Raw genomic sequence first — 19,576 nt, 5'->3', positions numbered from 1 at the left:
CGGGTGAGCAGCCCCACCCCCGACGCCCTCCTGGGCCCCGCCGACATCCGCGAACTGGCGGCCGCCCTCGGTGTGCGCCCCACCAAGCAGCGCGGCCAGAACTTCGTGATCGACGCGAACACCGTCCGCCGAATCGTCCGCACCGCCGAGGTCCGCCCCCACGACGTGGTCGTCGAGGTCGGCCCGGGGCTCGGTTCCCTCACGCTCGCCCTGCTGGAGGCCGCCGACCGGGTCACCGCCGTCGAGATCGACGACGTGCTGGCCGCCGCGCTGCCCGCCACCGTCGCCGCCCGCATGCCCGAGCGCGCCGACCGGTTCGCGCTGGTCCACTCCGACGCGATGCACGTCACGGAGCTGCCCGGCCCGGCCCCGACCGCGCTGGTCGCCAACCTCCCCTACAACGTGGCCGTCCCGGTCCTGCTGCACATGCTGGAGACCTTCCCGAGCCTCGAACGCACCCTGGTCATGGTGCAGTCGGAGGTCGCCGACCGCCTCGCCGCCGCCCCCGGCTCGAAGGTGTACGGGGTGCCGTCCGTGAAGGCCAACTGGTACGCCGAGGTCAAGCGGGCCGGCGCCATCGGCCGCACCGTCTTCTGGCCCGCCCCGAACGTGGACAGCGGCCTGGTCGCACTGACCCGGCGCACCGAACCCGTCTCGACCACCGCGTCCCGGCGCGAGGTGTTCGCCGTCGTCGACGCCGCCTTCGCCCAGCGCCGCAAGACACTGCGGGCCGCGCTCGCCGGCTGGGCCGGCTCCGCCGCCGCCGCCGAGGCCGCCCTCGTCGCGGCCGGCGTCTCCCCGCAGGCCCGCGGCGAGTCCCTGACGGTCGAGGAGTTCGCGTCCATCGCCGAGCACAAGGAGCAGGGCCAGCAGTGAGCGTCACCGTCCGCGTCCCCGCCAAGGTCAACGTCCAGCTCGCGGTGGGTGCCGCCCGCCCCGACGGCTTCCACGACCTGGCCAACGTCTTCCTCGCCGTCGGCCTGTACGACGAGGTCACCGCGACGCCCTCGCCCGGCGGACCACGCGTCACCTGTGACGGCCCCGACGCCGCGCAGGTCCCGCTCGACGGATCGAACCTCGCCGTCCGCGCCGCCGAGGCGCTGGCCGCGCGCCAGGGCCTGACCCCCGACGTGCACCTGCACATCGCCAAGGACATCCCCGTCGCCGGCGGCATGGCGGGCGGCAGCGCCGACGGAGCGGCCGCCCTCCTCGCCTGCGACGCCCTGTGGGGCACCCGCGCGTCCCGCGAGGAACTCCTCGACATCTGCGCCGAACTCGGCAGCGACGTCCCGTTCAGCCTGGTCGGCGGCGCGGCCCTCGGCACCGGGCGCGGCGAGAAGCTGCGCCCCCTCGACGTCGGCGGCACCTTCCACTGGGTGTTCGCGATGGCCACCCGCGGGCTGTCGACGCCCGCCGTCTTCCGCGAGTTCGACCGGCTCGCCGAGGGCACCGGCGTCCCCGAGCCCGTCGCCTCCGAGCCCCTGCTCGACGCCCTCGCGAAGGGCGACCCGGACGCGCTCGCCGCCGCCGTCTCCAACGACCTCCAGCCCGCCGCGCTCTCCCTCTTCCCGGAGCTGGCGGACACCCTGGCCGCCGGGCGCACGGCCGGCGCGCTCACCGCGCTCGTCTCCGGCTCGGGCCCCACCACGGCGTTCCTCGTCCGCGACCCCGGCAGCGCGCAGAAGGTCGCCGAGACCCTGCGCGCCTCCGGCACCTGCCGTACCGTCCGCACGGCCTCGGGGCCGGCCCCCGGCGCCACCGTCCTGGCCTGACCTCCGGCCCGACTAGGCTGGGAGGCTGACCCACGCGGCTCCGCCGCACGTCGACACAGCCCCCGGGCAGGAGAACAATGGCCGTCAATCTGGTCAATGTCGAGAACGTCAGCAAGGTGTACGGCACCCGTGCCCTGCTCGACGGCGTCTCACTCGGCGTCTCCGAGGGGGACCGCATCGGCGTCGTCGGCCGCAACGGCGACGGCAAGACGACCATGATCCGGATGCTGGCCAAGCTGGAGGAACCCGACACCGGCCGGGTCACCCACTCCGGCGGGCTGCGGCTCGGCGTCCTCACCCAGCACGACTCCCTCGACCCCGAGGCGACCGTCCGCCACGAGGTGATCGGCGACCTCGCCGACCACGAGTGGGCCGGCAACGCCAAGATCCGCGACGTCCTCACCGGCCTCTTCGGCGGCCTCGACCTGCCCGGCTTCCCGCAGGGACTCGACACCGTCATCGGCCCGCTGTCCGGCGGCGAGCGGCGCCGGATCGCGCTCGCCAAGCTGCTCATCGAGGAGCAGGACCTGATCGTCCTCGACGAGCCCACCAACCACCTCGACGTCGAGGGCATCTCCTGGCTCGCCCAGCACCTGCGCGAGCGCCGCTCGGCCCTCGTGTGCGTCACCCACGACCGCTGGTTCCTCGACCAGGTCTCCACCCGCATGTGGGACGTGCAGCGCGGTGTCGTCCACGAGTACGAGGGCGGCTACTCCGACTACGTCTTCGCGCGCGCCGAGCGGGAGCGCATCGCCGCCACCGAGGAGGTCAAGCGGCAGAACCTGGTCCGCAAGGAGCTGGCCTGGCTGCGCCGCGGCGCCCCCGCCCGCACCTCCAAGCCGCGCTTCCGCGTCGAGGCGGCCAACGAGCTCATCAAGGACGTGCCGCCGCCCCGCGACAGCAGCGAGCTGATGAAGTTCGCCTCCTCGCGGCTCGGCAAGACCGTCTTCGACCTGGAGGACGTCACCGTCCAGGCCGGACCCAAGGTCCTCCTCAAGCACGTCACCTGGCAGCTCGGCCCCGGCGACCGCATCGGCCTCGTCGGGGTCAACGGCGCCGGCAAGACCTCCCTGCTGCGGGCCATGGCCCAGGCCGCCCGTACCGAGGGCGAGACGCAGCCGGCGGGCGGCCGGGTCGCCGTCGGCAAGACGGTCAAGCTCGCCTACCTCTCCCAGGAGGTCGCCGAGCTCGACCCGAACCTGCGGGTCCTGGAGGCCGTCCAGCAGGTGCGCGACCGCGTCGACCTCGGCAAGGGCCGCGAGATGACCGCCGGTCAGCTGTGCGAGACGTTCGGCTTCTCCAAGGAGAAGCAGTGGACGCCGGTCGGGGACCTGTCGGGTGGCGAGCGCCGCCGCCTCCAGCTCCTCCGCCTGCTGATGGACGAGCCCAACGTCCTCTTCCTCGACGAGCCCACCAACGACCTCGACATCGAGACCCTGACCCAGCTGGAGGACCTCCTCGACGGCTGGCCCGGCTCGATGATCGTCATCTCCCACGACCGGTTCTTCCTCGAACGCACCACCGACCGGGTCTTCGCCCTCCTCGGCGACGCCACCCTGCGGATGCTGCCCCGCGGCGTCGACGAGTACCTGGAGCGCCGCCACCGCATGGAGGCGGCCCAGCTCGCTGCCGCGTCCGCCCCGGCCGCCGAGAAGGCCGTACCGGAGCGCAGCGCCGCCGATCTGCGGGCCGCCAAGAAGGAGTTGCAGCGGATCGAGCGGCAGCTCGACAAGCTCTCCGAGCGCGAGACCAAGCTGCACGCCGCGATCGCCGAGCAGGCCACCGACTTCGCCAAGGTCGCCGAACTCGACGCGGAACTGCGCGATCTGGCCACCCAGCGGGACGAACTCGAACTGCGCTGGCTCGAACTGGCCGAGGACGCGTAGCCGTCGGCTCCCGCACGTGAAGAGCCCGTGAAGGGTCATAACGAGGGCATCACAGGCCGGTCCTCCCTTGGGTACAGGGGCGGGCGCGGACCGGTCCGCCGTCGGTGACGGGTGATAGAAAGGGCCGCTGAGGACAGTGTGAGAAACGCCGGTGTGGCGAGATCGCGACGGCACAGGACGTGGCACCGCACCGGCCCACCAAGGGGGACCGCTCATGAGCCAGCCGCCCAACCAGCCGCCGCAGGGCGGTTTCGGCGCACCGCAGGACCCGCGGCAGGGCGGCTTCGGCGCCCCGCAGCCGCCGCAGCCGGACGGTGCCCCGCAGCCCCCGCCTCCGCCGCAGGGCGCCCCCCAGACGCCTCCGCCGCCGCAGGGCCCGCCGCAGCCGCCGGCGGGTCCGCCCCAGCCCGGTTACGGCTACCCGCAGCAGCCCCCGCAGCAGCCGGGCCCCTACGCGTCCGGCCCGTACGGCCAGCCGCCCCAGCAGCCGGGCCCGTACGGCCAGCCGCCCCAGCAGCCCGGCCCGTACGGCCAGCCGCAGCCGGGTTACGGCTACCCGGGCCAGCCGCAGTACCCCGGAGTGCCCGGCACCCCGCCCGGCGGCTCGCGCAACCCGTTCAAGGGCAAGCCCGCCCTCGCCGTCGTCGCGGCCGTCGCCGCGCTCGCGGTGATCGGCGGCACCGTGTACGCGGTGACCGGCGGCGGCGACGACGACCCGAAGAAGCCGGTCGCGCAGAAGACCGACGACCCGAAGGGCTCCGCGTCGCCGACCGGCGACGACGACGGCGGCGGTGGCGGCGGCGCCGACCCGGAGAACCTCAACGGCGGGCGGCAGGCCGGCGAGGCGAAGGTGCTCTGGTACCAGCCGGCCCCCGACGCCCCCGGTTCGGGCGCCGACGCCCCCGGCATGTGGATCACCGACAAGACCGCGGTGAAGGCGGCGTACAAGCAGGTCTTCGGCTACCGCGTCGCCGACGGCGAGGCCGCCTGGGACCCGATCACCTTCCCGGAGAAGATCTGCTCGGTCACCGCGCAGAAGTCCTCCGACGACAAGGTCGTCGTGGCCTACATGAGCGGCAGCAGCGACCGCGCCAAGTGCAACCAGCTCCAGCAGATCGACCTGAACACCGGCGCGAAGGGCTGGAAGGGCACGGTCGCCGAGGGCGGCCTGTTCGACACCACCCTCAAGGTCGAGATGTCCATCACCGGCAAGACGCTGATGGTGGGCCGCTCGCAGTCCGGCACCGCCTACGACGTCGGCACCGGCAAGAAGATGTGGGACAAGCAGCGCTACGGCGACAAGTGCTTCCCCGACGCCTTCGCGGGCGGCGACGCCCTGGTCGGCGTGGCGTCCTGCGACGCCGGCGGCTCCGGCGAGCACGACGAGATCCAGGTCCTCGACCCGGCGACGGGCAAGGCCAAGTGGACGCGCGAGATCGACGGGGGCTGGCGGGTCGCCCGCGTCTTCTCGGTCGACCCGCTGGTCGTCTACAGCACCAACAAGGACAAGAAGACGTGGAACATCTCCACGTTCGACTCCGGCGGCAAGCGCCGCTCGCAGGTCTCCGTCGACCTGGAGATCGGCGCCGAGTGCGGCTGGGCCATCCTGGAGCGCGCCCTGCAGGGCTGCGGCGGAGTGGTCGCCGACGACGACACGCTGTACATGCCGACCAAGTCCACCGCCGCCGCCAACGAGATCGTCGCGATCAGCCTGGACAGCGGCAAGGAGAAGTGGCGCGTCAAGTCCCCCGCCGAGGAGACGATGCTCCCGGTCAAGGTCGAGGACGGCAAGCTCGTCGCGTACGTGACGCCGTCCTACGACGCCGGCGGCCAGGTCGTGGCGATCCCGCTGTCCGGCGGCAGCCACGAGCCGGCGAAGCTCCTGCAGAACCCCGTGAGCGCCGCGCGGATCGAGAACGGCTTCTTCTCCAAGGCGTACGACTGGGTCGACGGCCGCTTCTACCTGTCGAGCACCCGCCTCAGCGGCCAGGACGACGCCAAGGAGAAGCTGATCCTCGCCTACGGCAAGTGAGTTCGGCGCGGGTGCCCGTCACCCGCGCCTCCGCCGTGTCCGCCGCGCTCCCGCCCCCTCCCCGAGGTGCCCCCGCCATGACCCAGCCGCCGCCCCCGCCGCCGAACCAGCCCCCGCAGGGCGGCTTCGGCCCGCCCCAGGACCAGCCGCCCCAGCAGTACCAGCCGCCGCAGGGGCCGCCCACCCCGCCGGCCGGTCCGCCGCAGCAGCCCGGCTACGGCTACCCGCAGGCACCGCAGCAGCCCCAGCCGCCGGCACAGCCGTACGGCTATCCGGGCCAGCAGCCCAACCCGTACGCCCAGCAGCAGCCCCAGCCGTACCCGACGCCCAACCCGTACGGCCAGCAGCCCGGTTACGGCTATCCGCAGCAGCCGCAGCCCTATCCGACGCAGCCCGTCACGGGGACCGGCGGCGGCTCGAACGGCTCGCGGATCGCGGTGGTCGTGGCCGCGGTGGTCGTGGTGATCGCGCTGGTCGTCGGCGGGGTGTACCTGTTCAAGAACGGTGACGACGGCGGCAAGGACGAGACGGCCAGCTCCAGCGGCGGCACCGGCGGCGGAGGCGACGACGGGCAGGGCGGCGGCGGGGACACCCCCGACGGCACAGAGAAGGTGCCCTCCGACGCCAACTCCGACGTGCTGTTCAAGATCCCGTCGCCCAAGGTCGGCGAGGACACCAGCGTCGTGGTCGCCGGCTCGTGGCTGACCGACAAGGCGTACGTCAAGAGCGGCGTCTCCGAGATCGTCGGCTACGACCCGGACAAGGGCACCGAGCTGTGGACGATCCCGCTGCCCGGACCGGTCTGCCAGGCCAGCAGGCACGTCACCGACGACCACCTGACGGCGATCGCCTTCCAGCCCGCGAAGCCGACGAAGGACAAGCCGTCCTACGGCTGCAGCCAGGTCGCGGCGATCGACCTCGACGCCGGCAAGAAGCTGTGGACGAAGACCGCCAAGGCCGGGAGCCGTGAGCTCCGCTTCGACAACCTCACCGTCAGCGGCGGCACCGTCGCCGCGGGCGGTACCAGCGGCGGCGCCGCCTTCGACCTCGAGTCCGGCAGGCAGCTGTGGACGCCGAAGGCCGACGACGGCTGCTACGACCTGGGGTACGCCGGCGGGCCCAAGCTGGTCGCCGTGCGCAAGTGCGGCAGCTACGACCAGCCGCAGCTGCACATCCAGACCATCGACCCGAAGAGCGGGAAGGTGATCTCCGAGTACAAGATGGCCGAGGGCGTCGAGTACGCCAGTGTCATCTCCACCGACCCGCTCGTGGTGGCCGCCGAGGTCGGCGAGTCCGACGCCATCGGCATCTCGGACGCCTTCTCCATCGACAACAGGACGGGCAAGCTGCGCATCCGCGTCCCGCTGCCCGCCGACAAGTTCTCGGCCCGCTGCTCCGGCGTCACCACCATCGAGGCGTGCACCGGCGTCGTCGTCGGCAACGACCGGCTGTACGCGGCCACCAAGGAGCACTCCGGAGGCGGCGAGTACGGCCGCACCAACGAGATCGTCGCCTTCGACCTGGCCAGCGGCAAGCAGACCGGGCAGCGCGCCGACGCCGGCGACCGCTACACGATCACGCCGCTGCGCATGGACGGCGGCGACGTGATCGCCTACAAGCGTCCCCCGTACGACAAGGGCGGGCAGATCGTCAGCATCGACGGCGGCAGCTTCAAGGAGACCAAGCTGCTGGAGAACCCGGCCGCGCGCACGGTCCGGGACGTGGAGACGCGGATGTCCCCGGACTACGCCGAGCTCCTCTACTCCCAGGGCCACCTGTACATGTCGTCCAGGTTCGCCAGCTCCCTGGGGAGTTCGGGCGAGCAGCGGTGGCATGTGATCGCGTTCGGCGCGAAGAGCTGACGCGCGCGCCCCTTCCGCGCCCGGCGGCCCCGTTCCTGGTCAGGAGCGGGGCCGCCGGCTTACTGCCTGCGCGCCCCGGCGTGCGGGGAAAGCCGGAAAATCCGCCGTTCCGGGGCACTTATCGCTTGTAGGGGGAGCGCGACGTCGAACAAGCGTGTAGCTTCCGGGGGCATGAAGGGCAGGGGAGCCGGGAGGGGGCTTCTGTCCGCGCGGACCAGTGGGCATCCATAGTGGGGCGTCCGGACCGGTGTGACCGGATCCGGGCATGGCGGGAGATCCATTGGGGGGACTGGGGGGTTGCTCGATGGGAGTGCGGCTGATGGTGGTCGACGACCACCGGTTGCTCGCCGAGGCGCTGGCCTCGGCTCTGAAACTGAGGGGGCATCGGGTGCTGGCCGCGGCCGCTCCGGCCGCGGGGGCGGCCGAGCTGGTGATCGCGCGGGCGCCCGAGGTGTGTCTGCTGGGGACGGCGACACCCGCGGAGCCGGGCATGTTCGACCCGGTGGTGCGGATCAAGCGGGAGCGGCCGCAGGTGGCGGTGCTGGTCCTCGGGCCGGTGCCGAGCCCGCGCGGGATCGCGGCGGCGTTCGCGGCCGGCGCCTCCGGCTACGTACGGCACGACGAGCGCATCGAGGGGGTCGAGCGGGCGATCATGAAGGCGCGGGCCGGTGAGGCGGCGGTGGCGCCGCAGCTGCTGCAGGGCGCGTTCAGCGAGCTGCTCAACCCGGCGGCCCAGCCGGACGACGAGGGGCAGCGGCTGCTCCAGATGCTCACCCCGCGGGAGGTGGAGGTGCTGGTGCGGGTCGCCGACGGCGAGGACACCCGGCTCATCGCCGCCGGCATGGGCATCGCGCCGTCGACGGCCCGCACCCATGTCCAGCGGGTGCTGATGAAGCTGGGTGTCGGATCGCGTCTGGAGGCGGCGGCGCTGGCGGCCCGCACCGGCCTGCTCGACCGGGCGGGCCCGCTGCCCCGCCCCCACGCGCCGTCGGAGCCGTAGGGGGTCTCCTCTCGATCAGGCGGGAGCCCGGCACGATCGGGCGGGCACTTCCCGGGGGCGGAGGACGGCGGGGGCGAGGGCGGATGCCGCTCGCCCCCGGCGGGGTCATTCGGACGGTTCGTCGCCCGGCGCGACCGGCGGGGGCGGCGGCGCGGTGGGCCGCAGCTTCAGCCAGGCCAGGAAGAACAGGCCGAGCAGCAGCATGGCCAGGCCGGTCCACAGGTTGATGTTGACGCCCTCCGCCTTGTCGATCGCGGCGTCGTCGTCGGTGATGCCGACGATCGTGACGATCACGCCGTAGACGACGAAGAGTCCGCCGATGATGCGCCGGATGTCGAAGAGCCGGGCGGCCGTCTCGGACTTCTCCTGAAGCTCGGTGACCTCGCGCTGCACGTCCTCCTCGGAGAAGCCGGGGTGGCGCGGGCGGTCGGAGTGCTCGGGATGGTCGGTCATGGTCGGTCAGGACCTTCCTGGTCAGAACGAGAACGGGATGTAGCAGACGGCCGCCAGGATCACGGCGCCCCAGCCCAGCAGGGCGGGCTTGCGGTACCAGGCGTCGTCGCCCTCGGCGGGCGGCTCCGACATGCCGGGGGAGCGGGTGCCGTAGACCAGGCCCTGCAGTTCGTGCGCGGGCTTCGGCGCGGTGAACAGGGAGACGGCCACCATGACGACCGCGCCGGCCACGAAGCCCGCGATGGCGGAGACGAAGTTCGCTCCCTGGTCGGTGGGGATGGAGATGATGCCCTGCTTGTAGAGGACGAAGTAGTTGACCATCGCCGCCGTGGTGCCGGCCAGCAGCCCCCAGAAGCCCGACTTCATCGAGGCCCGCTTCCAGAACATGCCGATGATGAAGACCACGAACATCGGCACGTTGAAGAAGGAGAACAGCGTCTGCAGGTAGCTCATGATGTTCGAGAACGACGACGCCAGGAAGGCCGTGCCGACGGAGGCCATGACGCCGACGGCCGTGATGAGCCGCCCGAAGCGCACGTAGTAGGAGTCCTCGCGGTCCTTGACCACGTACTTCTGCCAGATGTCCGTGGTGAACACCGTGTTGAAGGACGACACGTTGGCCGCCATGCCGGCCATGAACGCGGCCAGCAGACCGGTGACCGCGATGCCGAGCACACCGTTGGGCAGCAGTCCCTCCATGAGGAAGGGGATGGCGTCGTTGTACTGGTATCCGGACTTCTCGGTGCCGAAGCCGGGGACCAGGGCGGCGGCCGCCAGGCCGGGGATCATCACCAGGAAGACGATGAAGATCTTGGGGTAGGCCGCGATCAGCGGGGTGCGCTGGGCCGCCGAGAGGTTCTTCGCGGACAGGGCGCGCTGGACCTCGGCGAAGTTCGTCGTCCAGTAGCCGAACGACAGCACGAAGCCGAGGCCGAGGACGATCGTCAGCCAGTTGGCGCCGAGCGGGTTGGGGTCGCCGATGCCGGTGCCGCCCCAGGCGGTGACGAAGTCCTCGCCGTGGGTCCTGGTCAGGGTGGCGGTCAGGCCGTCCCAGCCGCCGACCTTCTTCAGGGCGAGCACCGTGATCGGGATGAGCGCGGCCAGGATCACGAAGAACTGCAGGACCTCGTTGTAGATCGCCGAGGACAGACCGCCCAGGGTGATGTACGCCAGCACGAAGAAGCCGGCGACCACGATCGCCACCCACTCCGGCCAGCCCAGCAGGGCCTCGACCACGATCGCGAGGGCGTACAGGTTCACCCCGGCGATCAAAATGGCGGCGAAGGCGAACAGGATCGAACTGAGCAGATGGGCCCCCCGGTCGAAGCGCAGCAGCAGGAACTCCGGCACGGAACGCACCTTGCTGCCGTAGTAGAAGGGCATCATCACCAGGCCGAGGAAGACCATGGCCGGGATGGCGCCGATCCAGTACCAGTGGACGGTGTAGGCGCCGTACTGGGCGCTGTTGGCGGCCATGCCGAGGATCTCGGTGGCGGCCAGGTTGGCGGAGACGAACGCCAGGCCGGTCACCCAGGCCGGCAGGGAGCGCCCGGACAGGAAGAAGTCCAGGCTGGTCTTGACCGAGCGGCGGGCGGCGAACCCGATGCCGAGCACGACGACGAAGTAGATGCCCAGCAGCGTGTAGTCGACCCAGTTCGTGGGGAGCCGGAGCTCTGCGGCGAGGTAGGTGGGGGGATACGTGGGGGTTTCCATGTGTACTCGCTTCGTTTTGCGAACCGATCCAGAGCGGAACCTACGCCGCCGTGTTCAGTAACTGAACACTTCGAGTGACGTTTTTTGTTTGATCGTGATGTTGACCGAGCCTGATGGGTTGTGTTCTGCTATGTTTGGTTCTGTTGGATGAAGGCTCGGAGAAGTGCCGGAGCGTCCCGGAAGACCTGAGTGGCTCGAAGGGAGTCCCGCGTGAAGAAGACCTCGACCCGGCTGGCGGACGGTCGGGAGCTCATCTACTACGACCTGCGCGACGACACCCTGCGCCAGGCGGCCGACCGCCGCCCGCTGGAGCCCACCGTCACCACGTCCGAGATCCGCCACGACGACCTCCTCGGGGACGCCGTCGCCATCGCCTCCCACCGGCAGGGCCGCACCTACCACCCGCCGGCCGACGAATGCCCGCTCTGCCCCTCCCGCGATGGCCGGCTCAGCGAGATCCCCGACTCCTCCTACGACGTCGCCGTCTTCGAGAACCGCTTCCCGTCGCTCGCCGGTGACTCCGGGCGCTGCGAGGTCGTCTGCTTCACCTCCGACCACGATGCCTCCTTCGCCGATCTGACCGAGGAGCAGGCCCGCCTCGTCCTGGACGCGTGGACCGACCGCACCTCGGAACTGTCGTCGCTGCCCGCCGTCAAGCAGGTGTTCTGCTTCGAGAACCGCGGCGCCGAGATCGGTGTCACCCTCGGGCATCCGCACGGGCAGATCTACGCCTACCCCTTCACCACGCCCCGCACCGCCCTCATGCTGCGTTCCCTCGCGCGGCACAAGGCCGCCACCGGTGGCGGCAACCTCTTCGACGCCGTCCTGGAGCGCGAACTCGCCGGGGAGCGGGTCGTCCTGGAGAGTGAACACTGGGCGGCCTTCGTGCCGTACGCCGCGCACTGGCCGTACGAGGTTCACCTGTACCCCAAGCGCCGGGTGCCCGACCTGCTCGCCCTCGACGAGGCGGCGCGCACGGAGTTCCCCCAGGTCTATCTGGAACTGTTGAGGCGCTTCGACCGGATCTTCGGCGAGGGTGAGCCACCGACGCCGTACATCTCCGCCTGGCACCAGGCGCCGTTCGGCCGATCGGCGGAGTTCGACGGTGTCGTCCGCGACGACTTCGCGCTGCACCTCGAGCTTTTCACCATCCGCCGTACGTCCGGCAAGCTGAAGTTCCTCGCGGGTTCGGAATCCGGCATGAACGTGTTCATCAACGACGTGCCGCCGGAGCGCGCGGCTGAGCGACTGCGAGAGGTAGCGAGTTAGATGAGCGGGAAGTTTCTGGTCACCGGGGGCGCGGGCTACGTCGGCAGCGTGGTCGCGCGGCATCTGCTCGAGGCCGGGAACGAGGTCGTCGTCCTCGACAACCTCTCCACCGGCTTCCGCGAGGGCGTGCCCGCCGGCGCCACGTTCGTCGAGGGCGACATCCGCGACGCCGCCAAGTGGCTGGACGCCTCCTTCGACGCCGTCCTGCACTTCGCCGCCTCCTCCCAGGTCGGCGAGTCCGTCGTGAAGCCCGAGAAGTACTGGGAGAACAACGTCGGCGGCTCCATGGCCCTGCTCGGCGCCATGCGCGAGGCGGGCGTGCGCACCCTCGTCTTCTCCTCCACGGCGGCCACCTACGGCGAGCCGGCCGAGGCGCCGATCGTCGAGTCGGCGCCCACGCTGCCCACCAACCCCTACGGCGCCTCCAAACTGGCCGTCGACCACATGATCACCGGCGAGGCGGCGGCCCACGGCCTCGCCGCGGTGTCGCTGCGCTACTTCAACGTCGCCGGCGCCTACGGGGAGCACGGCGAGCGCCACGACCCCGAGTCGCACCTGATCCCGCTGGTCCTCCAGGTCGCCCAGGGCCGGCGCGAGTCGATCTCCGTGTTCGGCGACGACTACCCGACGCCGGACGGCACCTGCGTCCGTGACTACATCCACGTCGCCGACCTCGCCGAGGCCCATCTCCTCGCCCTGAAGGCCGCCGTGCCGGGCGAGCACCTCATCTGCAACCTCGGCAACGGCAACGGATTCTCCGTCCGCGAGGTCATCGAGACGGTCCGTCAGGTCACCGGGCACCCGGTGCCCGAAGTGGTGGCCCCGCGCCGGGCCGGCGACCCGGCCGTCCTCGTCGCCTCCGCCGCCACCGCCCGCGAGCGGCTCGGCTGGAACCCGTCCCGCACCGACCTCGCGGGCATCGTCGCGGACGCGTGGGAGTTCGCCCAGCGCACCCGTTAGGTTCTACGGCTGAGCGGCCGGTCAACTCACCGGCCACCGAGGCCGGTTCGGCAGGGAAGGTCAGGATCAGGGGATGAGCGTCGACACGGCGGCCGCGGTCGCGCAGCGGTTCCGGGAGCTGTACGGGTCCGAGCCCGAGGGAGTGTGGGCCGCGCCCGGGCGGGTCAACCTCATCGGCGAGCACACCGACTACAACGACGGCTTCGTCATGCCGTTCGCGCTGCCGCACACCGCGGTCGCCGCGGTCGCCCGCCGCGACGACGGCGTGCTGCGCCTGCACTCCGAGGACGTGCGCGGCGGTGTCGTGGAGCTGCGCGTCGCCGACCTCGCACCCGAGACCGACCGCGCCTGGACCGCCTACCCCGCCGGAGTCGTCTGGGCGCTGCGGCACGCCGGCCACGCCGTCGGCGGCGCCGACGTCCACCTCGCGTCCACGGTCCCGGCGGGCGCGGGCCTGTCCTCCTCGGCGGCCCTGGAGGTCGTCGTCGCGCTCGCCCTGAACGACCTGTACGACCTGGGCCTGAAGGGCTGGCAGCTGGCCCGCCTGTGCCAGCGCGCGGAGAACGTCTACGTGGGCGCCCCCGTCGGCATCATGGACCAGACGGCGTCCGCCTGCTGCGAGGCCGGCAACGCCCTCTTCCTGGACACCCGCGACCTCTCCCAGCGGCAGATCCCCTTCGACCTGGCCGCGGAGGGCATGCGGCTGCTCGTGGTCGACACCCAGGTCAAGCACTCCCACAGCGAGGGCGAGTACGGCAAGCGCCGCGCCGGCTGCGAGAAGGGCGCCGCGATCCTCGGCGTCGACGCCCTGCGGGATGTCCCCTACGGCGAACTGGACGCGGCCCTCGCCCGGATCGGCGACGACGAGGAGGTGCGCCGCCTGGTGCGGCACGTCGTCACCGAGGACGAGCGCGTCGAGCGGGTCGTCGCCCTGCTGGAGTCCGGCGAGACCCGGGCCATCGGCCCGGTCCTGACCGAGGGCCACGCCTCGCTGCGCGACGACTTCCGCGTCTCCTGCCCCGAACTCGACCTCGTCGTCGAGGCGGCCCTGACCGCCGGGGCGCTGGGCGCCCGGATGACCGGCGGCGGCTTCGGCGGCTCGGCGATCGTGCTGAGCGAGGCCGGGGACGTCGAGGCGGTCACCAAGGCCGTCGAGGACGCCTTCGCCGCGGCCGGCTTCACCGCGCCGCGCGTGTTCGAGGCCGTCCCGGCGGCGGGCGCGCGGCGGCTGCGCTGAGCGCTCAGCGCAGCCGCTTGGTGAGCGTGTACTCGGTGATCCCCGGCGGATAGTCGGGGATCACGCACACCACGTCGTACCCCCTCTTCCGGTAGAACTCCGGCGCCTGGAAGTCCCACGTCTCCAGGCGCACGGAAGCACAGCCCCGCTCGTCGCGGGCGACGCGCTCCGCGTGTGCGAGCAGATGCGAACCGAGCCGGGCGCCGCGGTGGCGTTCGTCCACCCACAGGTACGTGACGTGCAGCCAGGTGGCCCAGGTGTGGCCGACCAGCCCCCCGGCCACGGCACCCGCGTCGTCCAAGGCCCACACATGGAGCGGAAGTTCGCGTTCACCTGGGGTTCCGCGCAGGGCGCGCAGCACCGGAGAGGCCGCGGTGTTGGTGTCCCGCAGTCTCCGCCGGAGCAGATCCCGCCGGAAAGTGTCGACTTCTGTCTCCAGACGAAACATGCGGCTCACCATAAACGCGTCGGCGAACCAGTTCTGCAAATTCGCTTCCGCTCCTGCCCCCCGCCCGTACTCTGATGAGCAGCACCGGTGGGGGCCGGTGCTGATCAGGGGGCGAGACAGTCGGGTTCGACGCCCGAAGTGGGGGGTAGCAGTTCCTGCACGGCGGCGGCCGTGCGTGCCCTACGTGCTTCGGGCGTCGCGCCCGCGACCGTGTTCGTCTCCCGGTGTCGTCCTCATGACGACGGGGTATCCCCTGCTCTTCGAGAGCTTGGGGAAGGGGGTTTCGTGGTTCGCATCCGAGTCCTGGTCGTCGACGACCATCGCATCTTCGCCGAGTCGCTCGCCGCCGCGCTGGCGGCCGAGCCCGATGTCGAGGTCTCCGCCGCGGGCAGCGGTCCGGCCGCGCTGCGCTGCCTGGAGCGCGCGGCCGCCGAGGGGCGCCGCTTCGACGTGCTGCTCGTCGACGCCGACCTGGGCGGCGGCCTGCCGGGCATACGCCCCGCCCCGCCCGTCCAGGAGGTGGGCGAGGACGGACTGGTCGACGGCATCTCGCTGGTCGCGGGCGTCCGCTCCGCGCAGCCCGCCGTACGGACCGTCGTCCTCGCCGAGAAGGACGACCCGCGCCGGGCCGCACTCGCCCTCCAGGCCGGGGCGTCCGGCTGGGTCGCCAAGGACTGCTCACTGTCCCGGCTGCTCACCGTGATCCGCGGGGTGCTGCGCGACGAGACGCATCTGCCGCCCGCCCTGCTCACGGGGGTGCTGCGCGAGCTGACGGCGGCCCGCAAGCACCGCACGGAGAGCGAACGGCTCGTGGAGTCGCTGACCCCGCGCGAGCGGGAGGTGCTGCGCTGCATGGTGGCGGGCCTGGGCCGCAAGGCCGTCGCCGAGCGCCTGTTCCTCTCCCCGCACACGGTCCGCACCCATATGCAGAACGTCCTGGGCAAGCTGGGCGTCCACTCCACCCTGGCCGCGGTGGCCCTGGCCCGCCGGGCAGGAGTGGGCCCGGTGGACCTGGACCCCCCGGCCCGCATCCTCCCGGAGGCCACGACCAGCGCCTGAAAGACTCCGGGCGGGGACCACGCCCGCCGGGGCGCGGGGAACCGCGCGACAAGCCACGACGGCGCCGCACCCGCGATCGGCCGCCGCCCGGCACCGAAAGTGGGCGGGAAAGGGCCGGACACGCCGGCCCCGGCACTACCCCGGAATGTTGTCGAACGGCGCGGTCAGCCTGCGCAGCAACCCCGCAAGCTCGGCCCGCTGCCCACCCGACAGCTCTCCCAGAATCGCCCGCTCCTGCGCGAGCAGCCCCGCCAGCGCCTGGTCGGCCCGATCGCGCCCCTCGGCCGTGAGCCGCACCAGCACCCCGCGCCGGTCGCTCGGGTCGGGTAGCCGCTCCACCAGGCCCTTCTTGGCCAGCCGGTCGATGCGGTTCGTCATCGTGCCCGAGGTGACCAGCGTCTGCGTCAGCAACTGCCCCGGAGAGAGCTGATAGGGATCGCCCGCGCGCCGCAGCGCGGTCAGCACGTCGAACTCCCAGGGCTCCAGACTGTGCTCGGAAAACGCCAGCCGGCGCGCACGGTCCAGATGCCGGGCCAGCCTGCTCACGCGGCTGAGCACCTCGAGTGGCTCCACGTCGAGGTCCGGGCGCTCCCGGCGCCACGCCGCGACCAGCCGATCGACCTCGTCCTCCATGACGATCAGTGTAGTGGTTGTGTCGACATGAAGTCTCTTGACGTCAAGATAAAGCGGGGTGCAGGCTGGAACCCGGAAGACAGGAGGCCCCGCCATGTCCGCAGCCGCCACCCCCACCTGGGACCCCGCCCAGTACCTGCGTCACGCCGATCACCGCGCCCGCCCCTTCACCGACCTCCTGGCCCGCGTCCCCCCGCTCCCCGGCGACCGGCCCGGTATCGCCGACCTCGGCTGCGGCCCCGGCAACGTCACCGCCCTGCTCGCCGCACGCTGGCCCACCGCCCACATCACCGGCCTCGACAACTCCGCCGAGATGCTGGACCGCGCCCACACCTTGCACGAGGGCCCCACCGCGGGCGGCGGCCGCCTGGACTTCGCCCACGCCGACGTGGGCACCTGGACGCCCGAGGAGCCGTACGACCTGATCGTCAGCGGCGCCACCCTGCAGTGGGTGCCGGGCCACGCCGACCGCTTCGGCTCCTGGGTGGCCGGCCTGCGCCCCGGCGGCACCTTCGCCTTCCAGGTCCCCGGCAACTTCGACGCCCCCAGCCACCGCCTGATGCGCGACCTCGCCGCCCGCCACGGCCTGGCGGACGTCCTGAGCCACTCCGACGCCGTGCTCGACCCACGGGACTACCTGGCCCGCCTGACCGCCCTGGACTGTACGGCGGACGTGTGGGAGACGACGTACCTGCACCTGCTGCCCGGCGAGGACCCCGTCCTGGACTGGGTGAAGGGCACCGGCCTGCGCCCCGTCCTCACCGCGCTCGCCGACGACCCCGGCCGCCGGGACGCCTTCCTGGACGCGTACCGGGCCGCGCTGCGCGAGGCCTACCCGCCCGGTCCGCACGGCACCGCGTTCCCGTTCCGCCGCATCTTCGCGGTCGCCCGCAGGGAGCAGTGACGACCAGCCCCGTCCCCACCCGCGCGGGCGGTCCCGCATCCCGCTCTGTTTGATCCGTGGCTCCCGGGAAACCCGGTCCCTGGCAGCGACGTCGAACCTTGCAGGAGTGAGGAACATGGCGAAGGAAGAGAAGGCCCGGGCCACGAAGGAACAGGCCAAGGGCAAGGCCAAGGAAGCCATGGGCCGGATGACCGGCAACGAGCGCATGACCGCCGAGGGCAAGGCCGATCAAGTGAAGGGCGACGCGCGCCAGGCGAAGGAGAAGGGCAAGGACACCTTCAAGCACTGAGCGCGCCGGAACAACGGCGTGGACACGAACAGGCGGGGTGCCGCACCGGCACCCCGCCTCTTCGTGCCGGTGCGCGTCGGCGTCAGCTCTTGCGGCGCCCGATCAGATGCGGCCGGGCCTCCAGCCCGTCCAGCCCGTGCCACGCCAGGTTCACCAGGTGCGCCGCCACCTCCGCCTTCTTCGGCCGGCGCACGTCCAGCCACCACTGCCCGGTCAGGGCGACCATCCCCACCAGCGCCTGCGCGTACAGCGGCGCCAGCTTCGGGTCGAAGCCGCGGCTCTTGAACTCGCGGCCGAGGATGTCCTCCACCTGGGTGGCGATGTCGGAGATCAGCGAGGCGAACGACCCCGTCGACTGGGGGATGGGGGAGTCGCGGACCAGGATGCGGAAGCCGTCCGTGTACTCCTCGATGTAGTCCAGCAGCGCGAACGCCGCCTGCTCGCACAGCTCCCTCGGATGCCCCGCGGTCAGCGAGCTGGTCACCATGTCCAGCAGCCGCCGCATCTCGCGGTCCACGACGACCGCGTACAGGCCCTCCTTGCCGCCGAAGTGCTCGTACACCACCGGCTTGGACACCCCGGCCTTCGCCGCGATCTCCTCCACGGACGTGCCCTCGAACCCCTTCGCCGCGAACAGGGTGCGACCGATCTCCAGCAACTGCTGGCGGCGCTCCGCACCGGTCATCCGGGTACGGCGCGCCCGCCGCGGCTTGTCGTTGCTGGAGGTGCTGCTGGAGTCGGTCGCCACGGCGTCAATCATGCCGCCTTCGCGGGTTCCTTCCGGCGGTGTGCGCCGTCTTCCCCGGTGTTCCGTCGGGAATCGATACGCGAGCGTGACGGCCAGCGCACGTCGTAGGCCCAGCCGAACTTCTCGAAGATGCGGATGAAGCGGGCCGAGGAGTCGATCTGCCAGCGCTCCACACCGTGCCGGGCGGACGTCGGGTCGGCGTGGTGCAGGTTGTGCCAGGACTCGCCGCACGACAGGACGGCCAGCCACCACACGTTGCCCGAGCGGTCCCGGGACTTGAACGGGCGCTTGCCCACGGCGTGGCAGATGGAGTTGATCGACCAGGTCACGTGGTGCAGCAGGGCCACCCGGACGAGGGAGCCCCAGAAGAAGCCGGTGAACGCGCCCCACCAGGACATCGTCACCAGACCGCCGATCACGGCGGGCAGCGCCAGCGACAGGACCGTGAAGGACACGAAGTGACGGGAGACGGCGCGGATCGCGGGGTCCTTGATCAGGTCCGGCGCGTACTTCTCCTGCGGCGTCTGCTCCTCGTCGAACATCCACCCGATGTGCGCCCACCACAGGCCCTTCATCAGGGCCGGCAGGGTCTCACCGAACCGCCACGGCGAATGCGGGTCGCCCTCGGCGTCCGAGAACTTGTGGTGCTTGCGGTGGTCCGCCACCCAGCGCACGACCGGGCCCTCCACGGCCATCGACCCCGCGACGGCCAGAGCGATCCGCAGCGGCCGCTTGGCCTTGAACGAACCGTGCGTGAAGTAGCGGTGGAAGCCGATCGTGATGCCGTGGCAGCCCAGGAAGTAGAAGAAGACCAGCAGGCCGAGGTCGAGCCAGCTCACCCCCCAGCCCCAGGCCAGCGGAACCGCCGCGAGGAGCGCGAGGAACGGCAGGATGATGAAGAGCAGAAGCGCGATCTGCTCGATCGACCGTTTCTTCTCGCCGCCGAGCGTGGCGCTGGGAGTCGGGGTGTCGTCGTTCGCCTTCGGGGCGTCTTGGATCACATCGGAGCTCGTGGTCATGGGCGTCCCCTGTGGGGTCGAGGGTTGTGACAGATGCCGTGTCACGGTCGGGCAGGCTCCGTCGGGGCGGTGCCTACGGTTCCGTAACCTACGGCGTCGTAAGTATGGCAGTGCGCCGCCCTGCGGCAAGAGCCCGTGAGACAGCGCCTCCCTGTGGACACCTATCCTTGTCTCGGTCGGACAGCGCGGTCCGCTCTGATTTCTTCCCGGATGTCAGGAGCCGTAAGCGGCGGTCCCGCCGCACGGCCCCCGGCGCCGGGTTCCCCTCCCAGACGAGCTTCAACACTGCAAG

At 71.8% G+C, this 19,576-nt stretch carries 18 protein-coding genes; 12 read left to right on the top strand and 6 right to left on the bottom strand.

The genetic code is table 11. The annotated features are described in order from the left end of the window. The first annotated feature begins 3 nt into the window (after positions 1-3). From rsmA to ACFRAC_RS12595, 6 genes are all read left to right on the top strand, one after another. Positions 4-876 carry a 16S rRNA (adenine(1518)-N(6)/adenine(1519)-N(6))-dimethyltransferase RsmA gene (rsmA, locus tag ACFRAC_RS12620; RefSeq protein WP_382923879.1) on the top strand — a complete coding sequence of 291 codons (873 nt, stop codon included), beginning with the start codon at positions 4-6 and terminating at the stop codon, positions 874-876. Then, positions 873-1,772 carry a 4-(cytidine 5'-diphospho)-2-C-methyl-D-erythritol kinase gene (locus tag ACFRAC_RS12615; RefSeq protein WP_382923878.1) on the top strand — a complete coding sequence of 300 codons (900 nt, stop codon included), beginning with the start codon at positions 873-875 and terminating at the stop codon, positions 1,770-1,772. The genes rsmA and ACFRAC_RS12615 overlap by 4 nt, the downstream gene beginning before the upstream one ends. 77 nt (positions 1,773-1,849) lie before the next feature. Then, positions 1,850-3,658, top strand: coding sequence for an ABC-F family ATP-binding cassette domain-containing protein (locus tag ACFRAC_RS12610; RefSeq protein WP_382923877.1), 1,809 nt, complete (start codon positions 1,850-1,852; stop codon positions 3,656-3,658). Positions 3,659-3,872: 214 nt separating this feature from the next. Then, positions 3,873-5,690, top strand: coding sequence for a PQQ-binding-like beta-propeller repeat protein (locus ACFRAC_RS12605; protein ID WP_382923876.1), 1,818 nt, complete (start codon positions 3,873-3,875; stop codon positions 5,688-5,690). 77 nt (positions 5,691-5,767) lie between these two features. Beyond that, complete coding sequence (locus ACFRAC_RS12600) at positions 5,768-7,552, top strand: PQQ-binding-like beta-propeller repeat protein (protein WP_382923875.1); 1,785 nt, start codon at positions 5,768-5,770, stop codon at positions 7,550-7,552. Positions 7,553-7,856: 304 nt separating this feature from the next. Then, positions 7,857-8,552 carry a LuxR C-terminal-related transcriptional regulator gene (locus ACFRAC_RS12595; protein WP_382923874.1) on the top strand — a complete coding sequence of 232 codons (696 nt, stop codon included), beginning with the start codon at positions 7,857-7,859 and terminating at the stop codon, positions 8,550-8,552. A 105-nt stretch (positions 8,553-8,657) separates the two neighbouring features. Here ACFRAC_RS12595 and ACFRAC_RS12590 read toward each other — a convergent pair whose 3' ends face one another. Both ACFRAC_RS12590 and ACFRAC_RS12585 read right to left on the bottom strand, forming a co-directional pair. Continuing rightward, the gene (locus ACFRAC_RS12590; protein ID WP_382923873.1) at positions 8,658-9,005 is read right to left on the bottom strand and encodes a hypothetical protein; all 348 of its coding nucleotides are present in this window, start codon (positions 9,003-9,005) and stop codon (positions 8,658-8,660) included. A gap of 21 nt (positions 9,006-9,026) precedes the next feature. Next, complete coding sequence (locus tag ACFRAC_RS12585; RefSeq protein ID WP_382923872.1) at positions 9,027-10,718, bottom strand: sodium:solute symporter family protein; 1,692 nt, start codon at positions 10,716-10,718, stop codon at positions 9,027-9,029. A 210-nt stretch (positions 10,719-10,928) separates the two neighbouring features. Between ACFRAC_RS12585 and galT the strand changes: the two genes are divergently transcribed. The 3 genes from galT (at position 10,929) to galK (ending at position 14,184) form a co-directional block, all read left to right on the top strand. Continuing rightward, positions 10,929-11,987, top strand: a complete 1,059-nt coding sequence (gene galT / locus ACFRAC_RS12580; protein ID WP_382923871.1) for a galactose-1-phosphate uridylyltransferase — start codon at positions 10,929-10,931, stop codon at positions 11,985-11,987. After that, entirely contained in the window at positions 11,988-12,947 is a 960-nt protein-coding gene (galE, locus tag ACFRAC_RS12575) for a UDP-glucose 4-epimerase GalE (protein ID WP_382923870.1), read from the top strand. Between the two features lie 73 nt (positions 12,948-13,020). Further along, positions 13,021-14,184 (top strand): galactokinase, encoded by a 1,164-nt coding sequence (gene galK / locus ACFRAC_RS12570; RefSeq protein WP_382923869.1) that lies wholly within the window; start codon positions 13,021-13,023, stop codon positions 14,182-14,184. Positions 14,185-14,188: 4 nt separating this feature from the next. On the opposite strand, the gene ACFRAC_RS12565 is transcribed toward galK, so the two are convergent. Further along, positions 14,189-14,644 (bottom strand): GNAT family N-acetyltransferase, encoded by a 456-nt coding sequence (locus ACFRAC_RS12565; protein ID WP_382923868.1) that lies wholly within the window; start codon positions 14,642-14,644, stop codon positions 14,189-14,191. A 273-nt stretch (positions 14,645-14,917) separates the two neighbouring features. Here ACFRAC_RS12565 and ACFRAC_RS12560 point away from each other — a divergent pair, with 273 nt between their 5' ends. Next, on the top strand, positions 14,918-15,691 hold the full coding sequence (locus tag ACFRAC_RS12560; RefSeq protein ID WP_382923867.1) for a LuxR C-terminal-related transcriptional regulator: 774 nt from the start codon (positions 14,918-14,920) through the stop codon (positions 15,689-15,691). Between the two features lie 135 nt (positions 15,692-15,826). On the opposite strand, the gene tamR is transcribed toward ACFRAC_RS12560, so the two are convergent. Then, positions 15,827-16,324, bottom strand: coding sequence for a MarR family transcriptional regulator TamR (tamR, locus tag ACFRAC_RS12555; RefSeq protein ID WP_151784448.1), 498 nt, complete (start codon positions 16,322-16,324; stop codon positions 15,827-15,829). 94 nt (positions 16,325-16,418) lie between these two features. Between tamR and ACFRAC_RS12550 the strand changes: the two genes are divergently transcribed. Beyond that, positions 16,419-17,228, top strand: coding sequence for a trans-aconitate 2-methyltransferase (locus ACFRAC_RS12550; RefSeq protein WP_382923866.1), 810 nt, complete (start codon positions 16,419-16,421; stop codon positions 17,226-17,228). 115 nt (positions 17,229-17,343) lie between these two features. Further along, entirely contained in the window at positions 17,344-17,517 is a 174-nt protein-coding gene (locus ACFRAC_RS12545; protein WP_382923865.1) for a CsbD family protein, read from the top strand. Between the two features lie 82 nt (positions 17,518-17,599). Here the strand turns inward: ACFRAC_RS12545 and ACFRAC_RS12540 are convergent, their stop codons facing one another. Both ACFRAC_RS12540 and ACFRAC_RS12535 read right to left on the bottom strand, forming a co-directional pair. Continuing rightward, the gene (locus tag ACFRAC_RS12540; protein ID WP_361340858.1) at positions 17,600-18,277 is read right to left on the bottom strand and encodes a TetR/AcrR family transcriptional regulator; all 678 of its coding nucleotides are present in this window, start codon (positions 18,275-18,277) and stop codon (positions 17,600-17,602) included. Beyond that, entirely contained in the window at positions 18,274-19,284 is a 1,011-nt protein-coding gene (locus ACFRAC_RS12535; RefSeq protein WP_382923864.1) for an acyl-CoA desaturase, read from the bottom strand. The genes ACFRAC_RS12540 and ACFRAC_RS12535 overlap by 4 nt, the downstream gene beginning before the upstream one ends. Positions 19,285-19,576 lie beyond the last annotated feature (292 nt).

It is taken from the genome of Streptomyces sp. NPDC056628 (genome assembly GCF_042792555.1).
In the GTDB taxonomy this organism is placed as follows: Bacteria; Actinomycetota; Actinomycetes; order Streptomycetales; family Streptomycetaceae; genus Streptomyces.
The sequence above is the reverse complement of the archived record's forward strand: the minus strand, read 5'-3'. Positions and strand labels throughout refer to the sequence as shown.

What these genes read in the sequence shown, in the direction of transcription:
- ACFRAC_RS12610 (WP_382923877.1), top strand. Translation starts at nt 1,850, where the DNA reads ATGGCCGTCAATCTGGTCAATGTCGAGAACGTCAGCAAGGTGTACGGC.
- ACFRAC_RS12605 (WP_382923876.1), top strand. Translation starts at nt 3,873, where the DNA reads ATGAGCCAGCCGCCCAACCAGCCGCCGCAGGGCGGTTTCGGCGCACCG.
- ACFRAC_RS12600 (WP_382923875.1), top strand. Translation starts at nt 5,768, where the DNA reads ATGACCCAGCCGCCGCCCCCGCCGCCGAACCAGCCCCCGCAGGGCGGC.
- ACFRAC_RS12595 (WP_382923874.1), top strand. Translation starts at nt 7,857, where the DNA reads ATGGGAGTGCGGCTGATGGTGGTCGACGACCACCGGTTGCTCGCCGAG.
- ACFRAC_RS12590 (WP_382923873.1), bottom strand. Translation starts at nt 9,005, where the DNA reads ATGACCGACCATCCCGAGCACTCCGACCGCCCGCGCCACCCCGGCTTC.
- ACFRAC_RS12585 (WP_382923872.1), bottom strand. Translation starts at nt 10,718, where the DNA reads ATGGAAACCCCCACGTATCCCCCCACCTACCTCGCCGCAGAGCTCCGG.
- galE (WP_382923870.1), top strand. Translation starts at nt 11,988, where the DNA reads ATGAGCGGGAAGTTTCTGGTCACCGGGGGCGCGGGCTACGTCGGCAGC.
- galK (WP_382923869.1), top strand. Translation starts at nt 13,021, where the DNA reads ATGAGCGTCGACACGGCGGCCGCGGTCGCGCAGCGGTTCCGGGAGCTG.
- ACFRAC_RS12565 (WP_382923868.1), bottom strand. Translation starts at nt 14,644, where the DNA reads ATGGTGAGCCGCATGTTTCGTCTGGAGACAGAAGTCGACACTTTCCGG.
- tamR (WP_151784448.1), bottom strand. Translation starts at nt 16,324, where the DNA reads ATGGAGGACGAGGTCGATCGGCTGGTCGCGGCGTGGCGCCGGGAGCGC.
- ACFRAC_RS12550 (WP_382923866.1), top strand. Translation starts at nt 16,419, where the DNA reads ATGTCCGCAGCCGCCACCCCCACCTGGGACCCCGCCCAGTACCTGCGT.
- ACFRAC_RS12545 (WP_382923865.1), top strand. Translation starts at nt 17,344, where the DNA reads ATGGCGAAGGAAGAGAAGGCCCGGGCCACGAAGGAACAGGCCAAGGGC.
- ACFRAC_RS12540 (WP_361340858.1), bottom strand. Translation starts at nt 18,277, where the DNA reads ATGATTGACGCCGTGGCGACCGACTCCAGCAGCACCTCCAGCAACGAC.
- ACFRAC_RS12535 (WP_382923864.1), bottom strand. Translation starts at nt 19,284, where the DNA reads ATGACCACGAGCTCCGATGTGATCCAAGACGCCCCGAAGGCGAACGAC.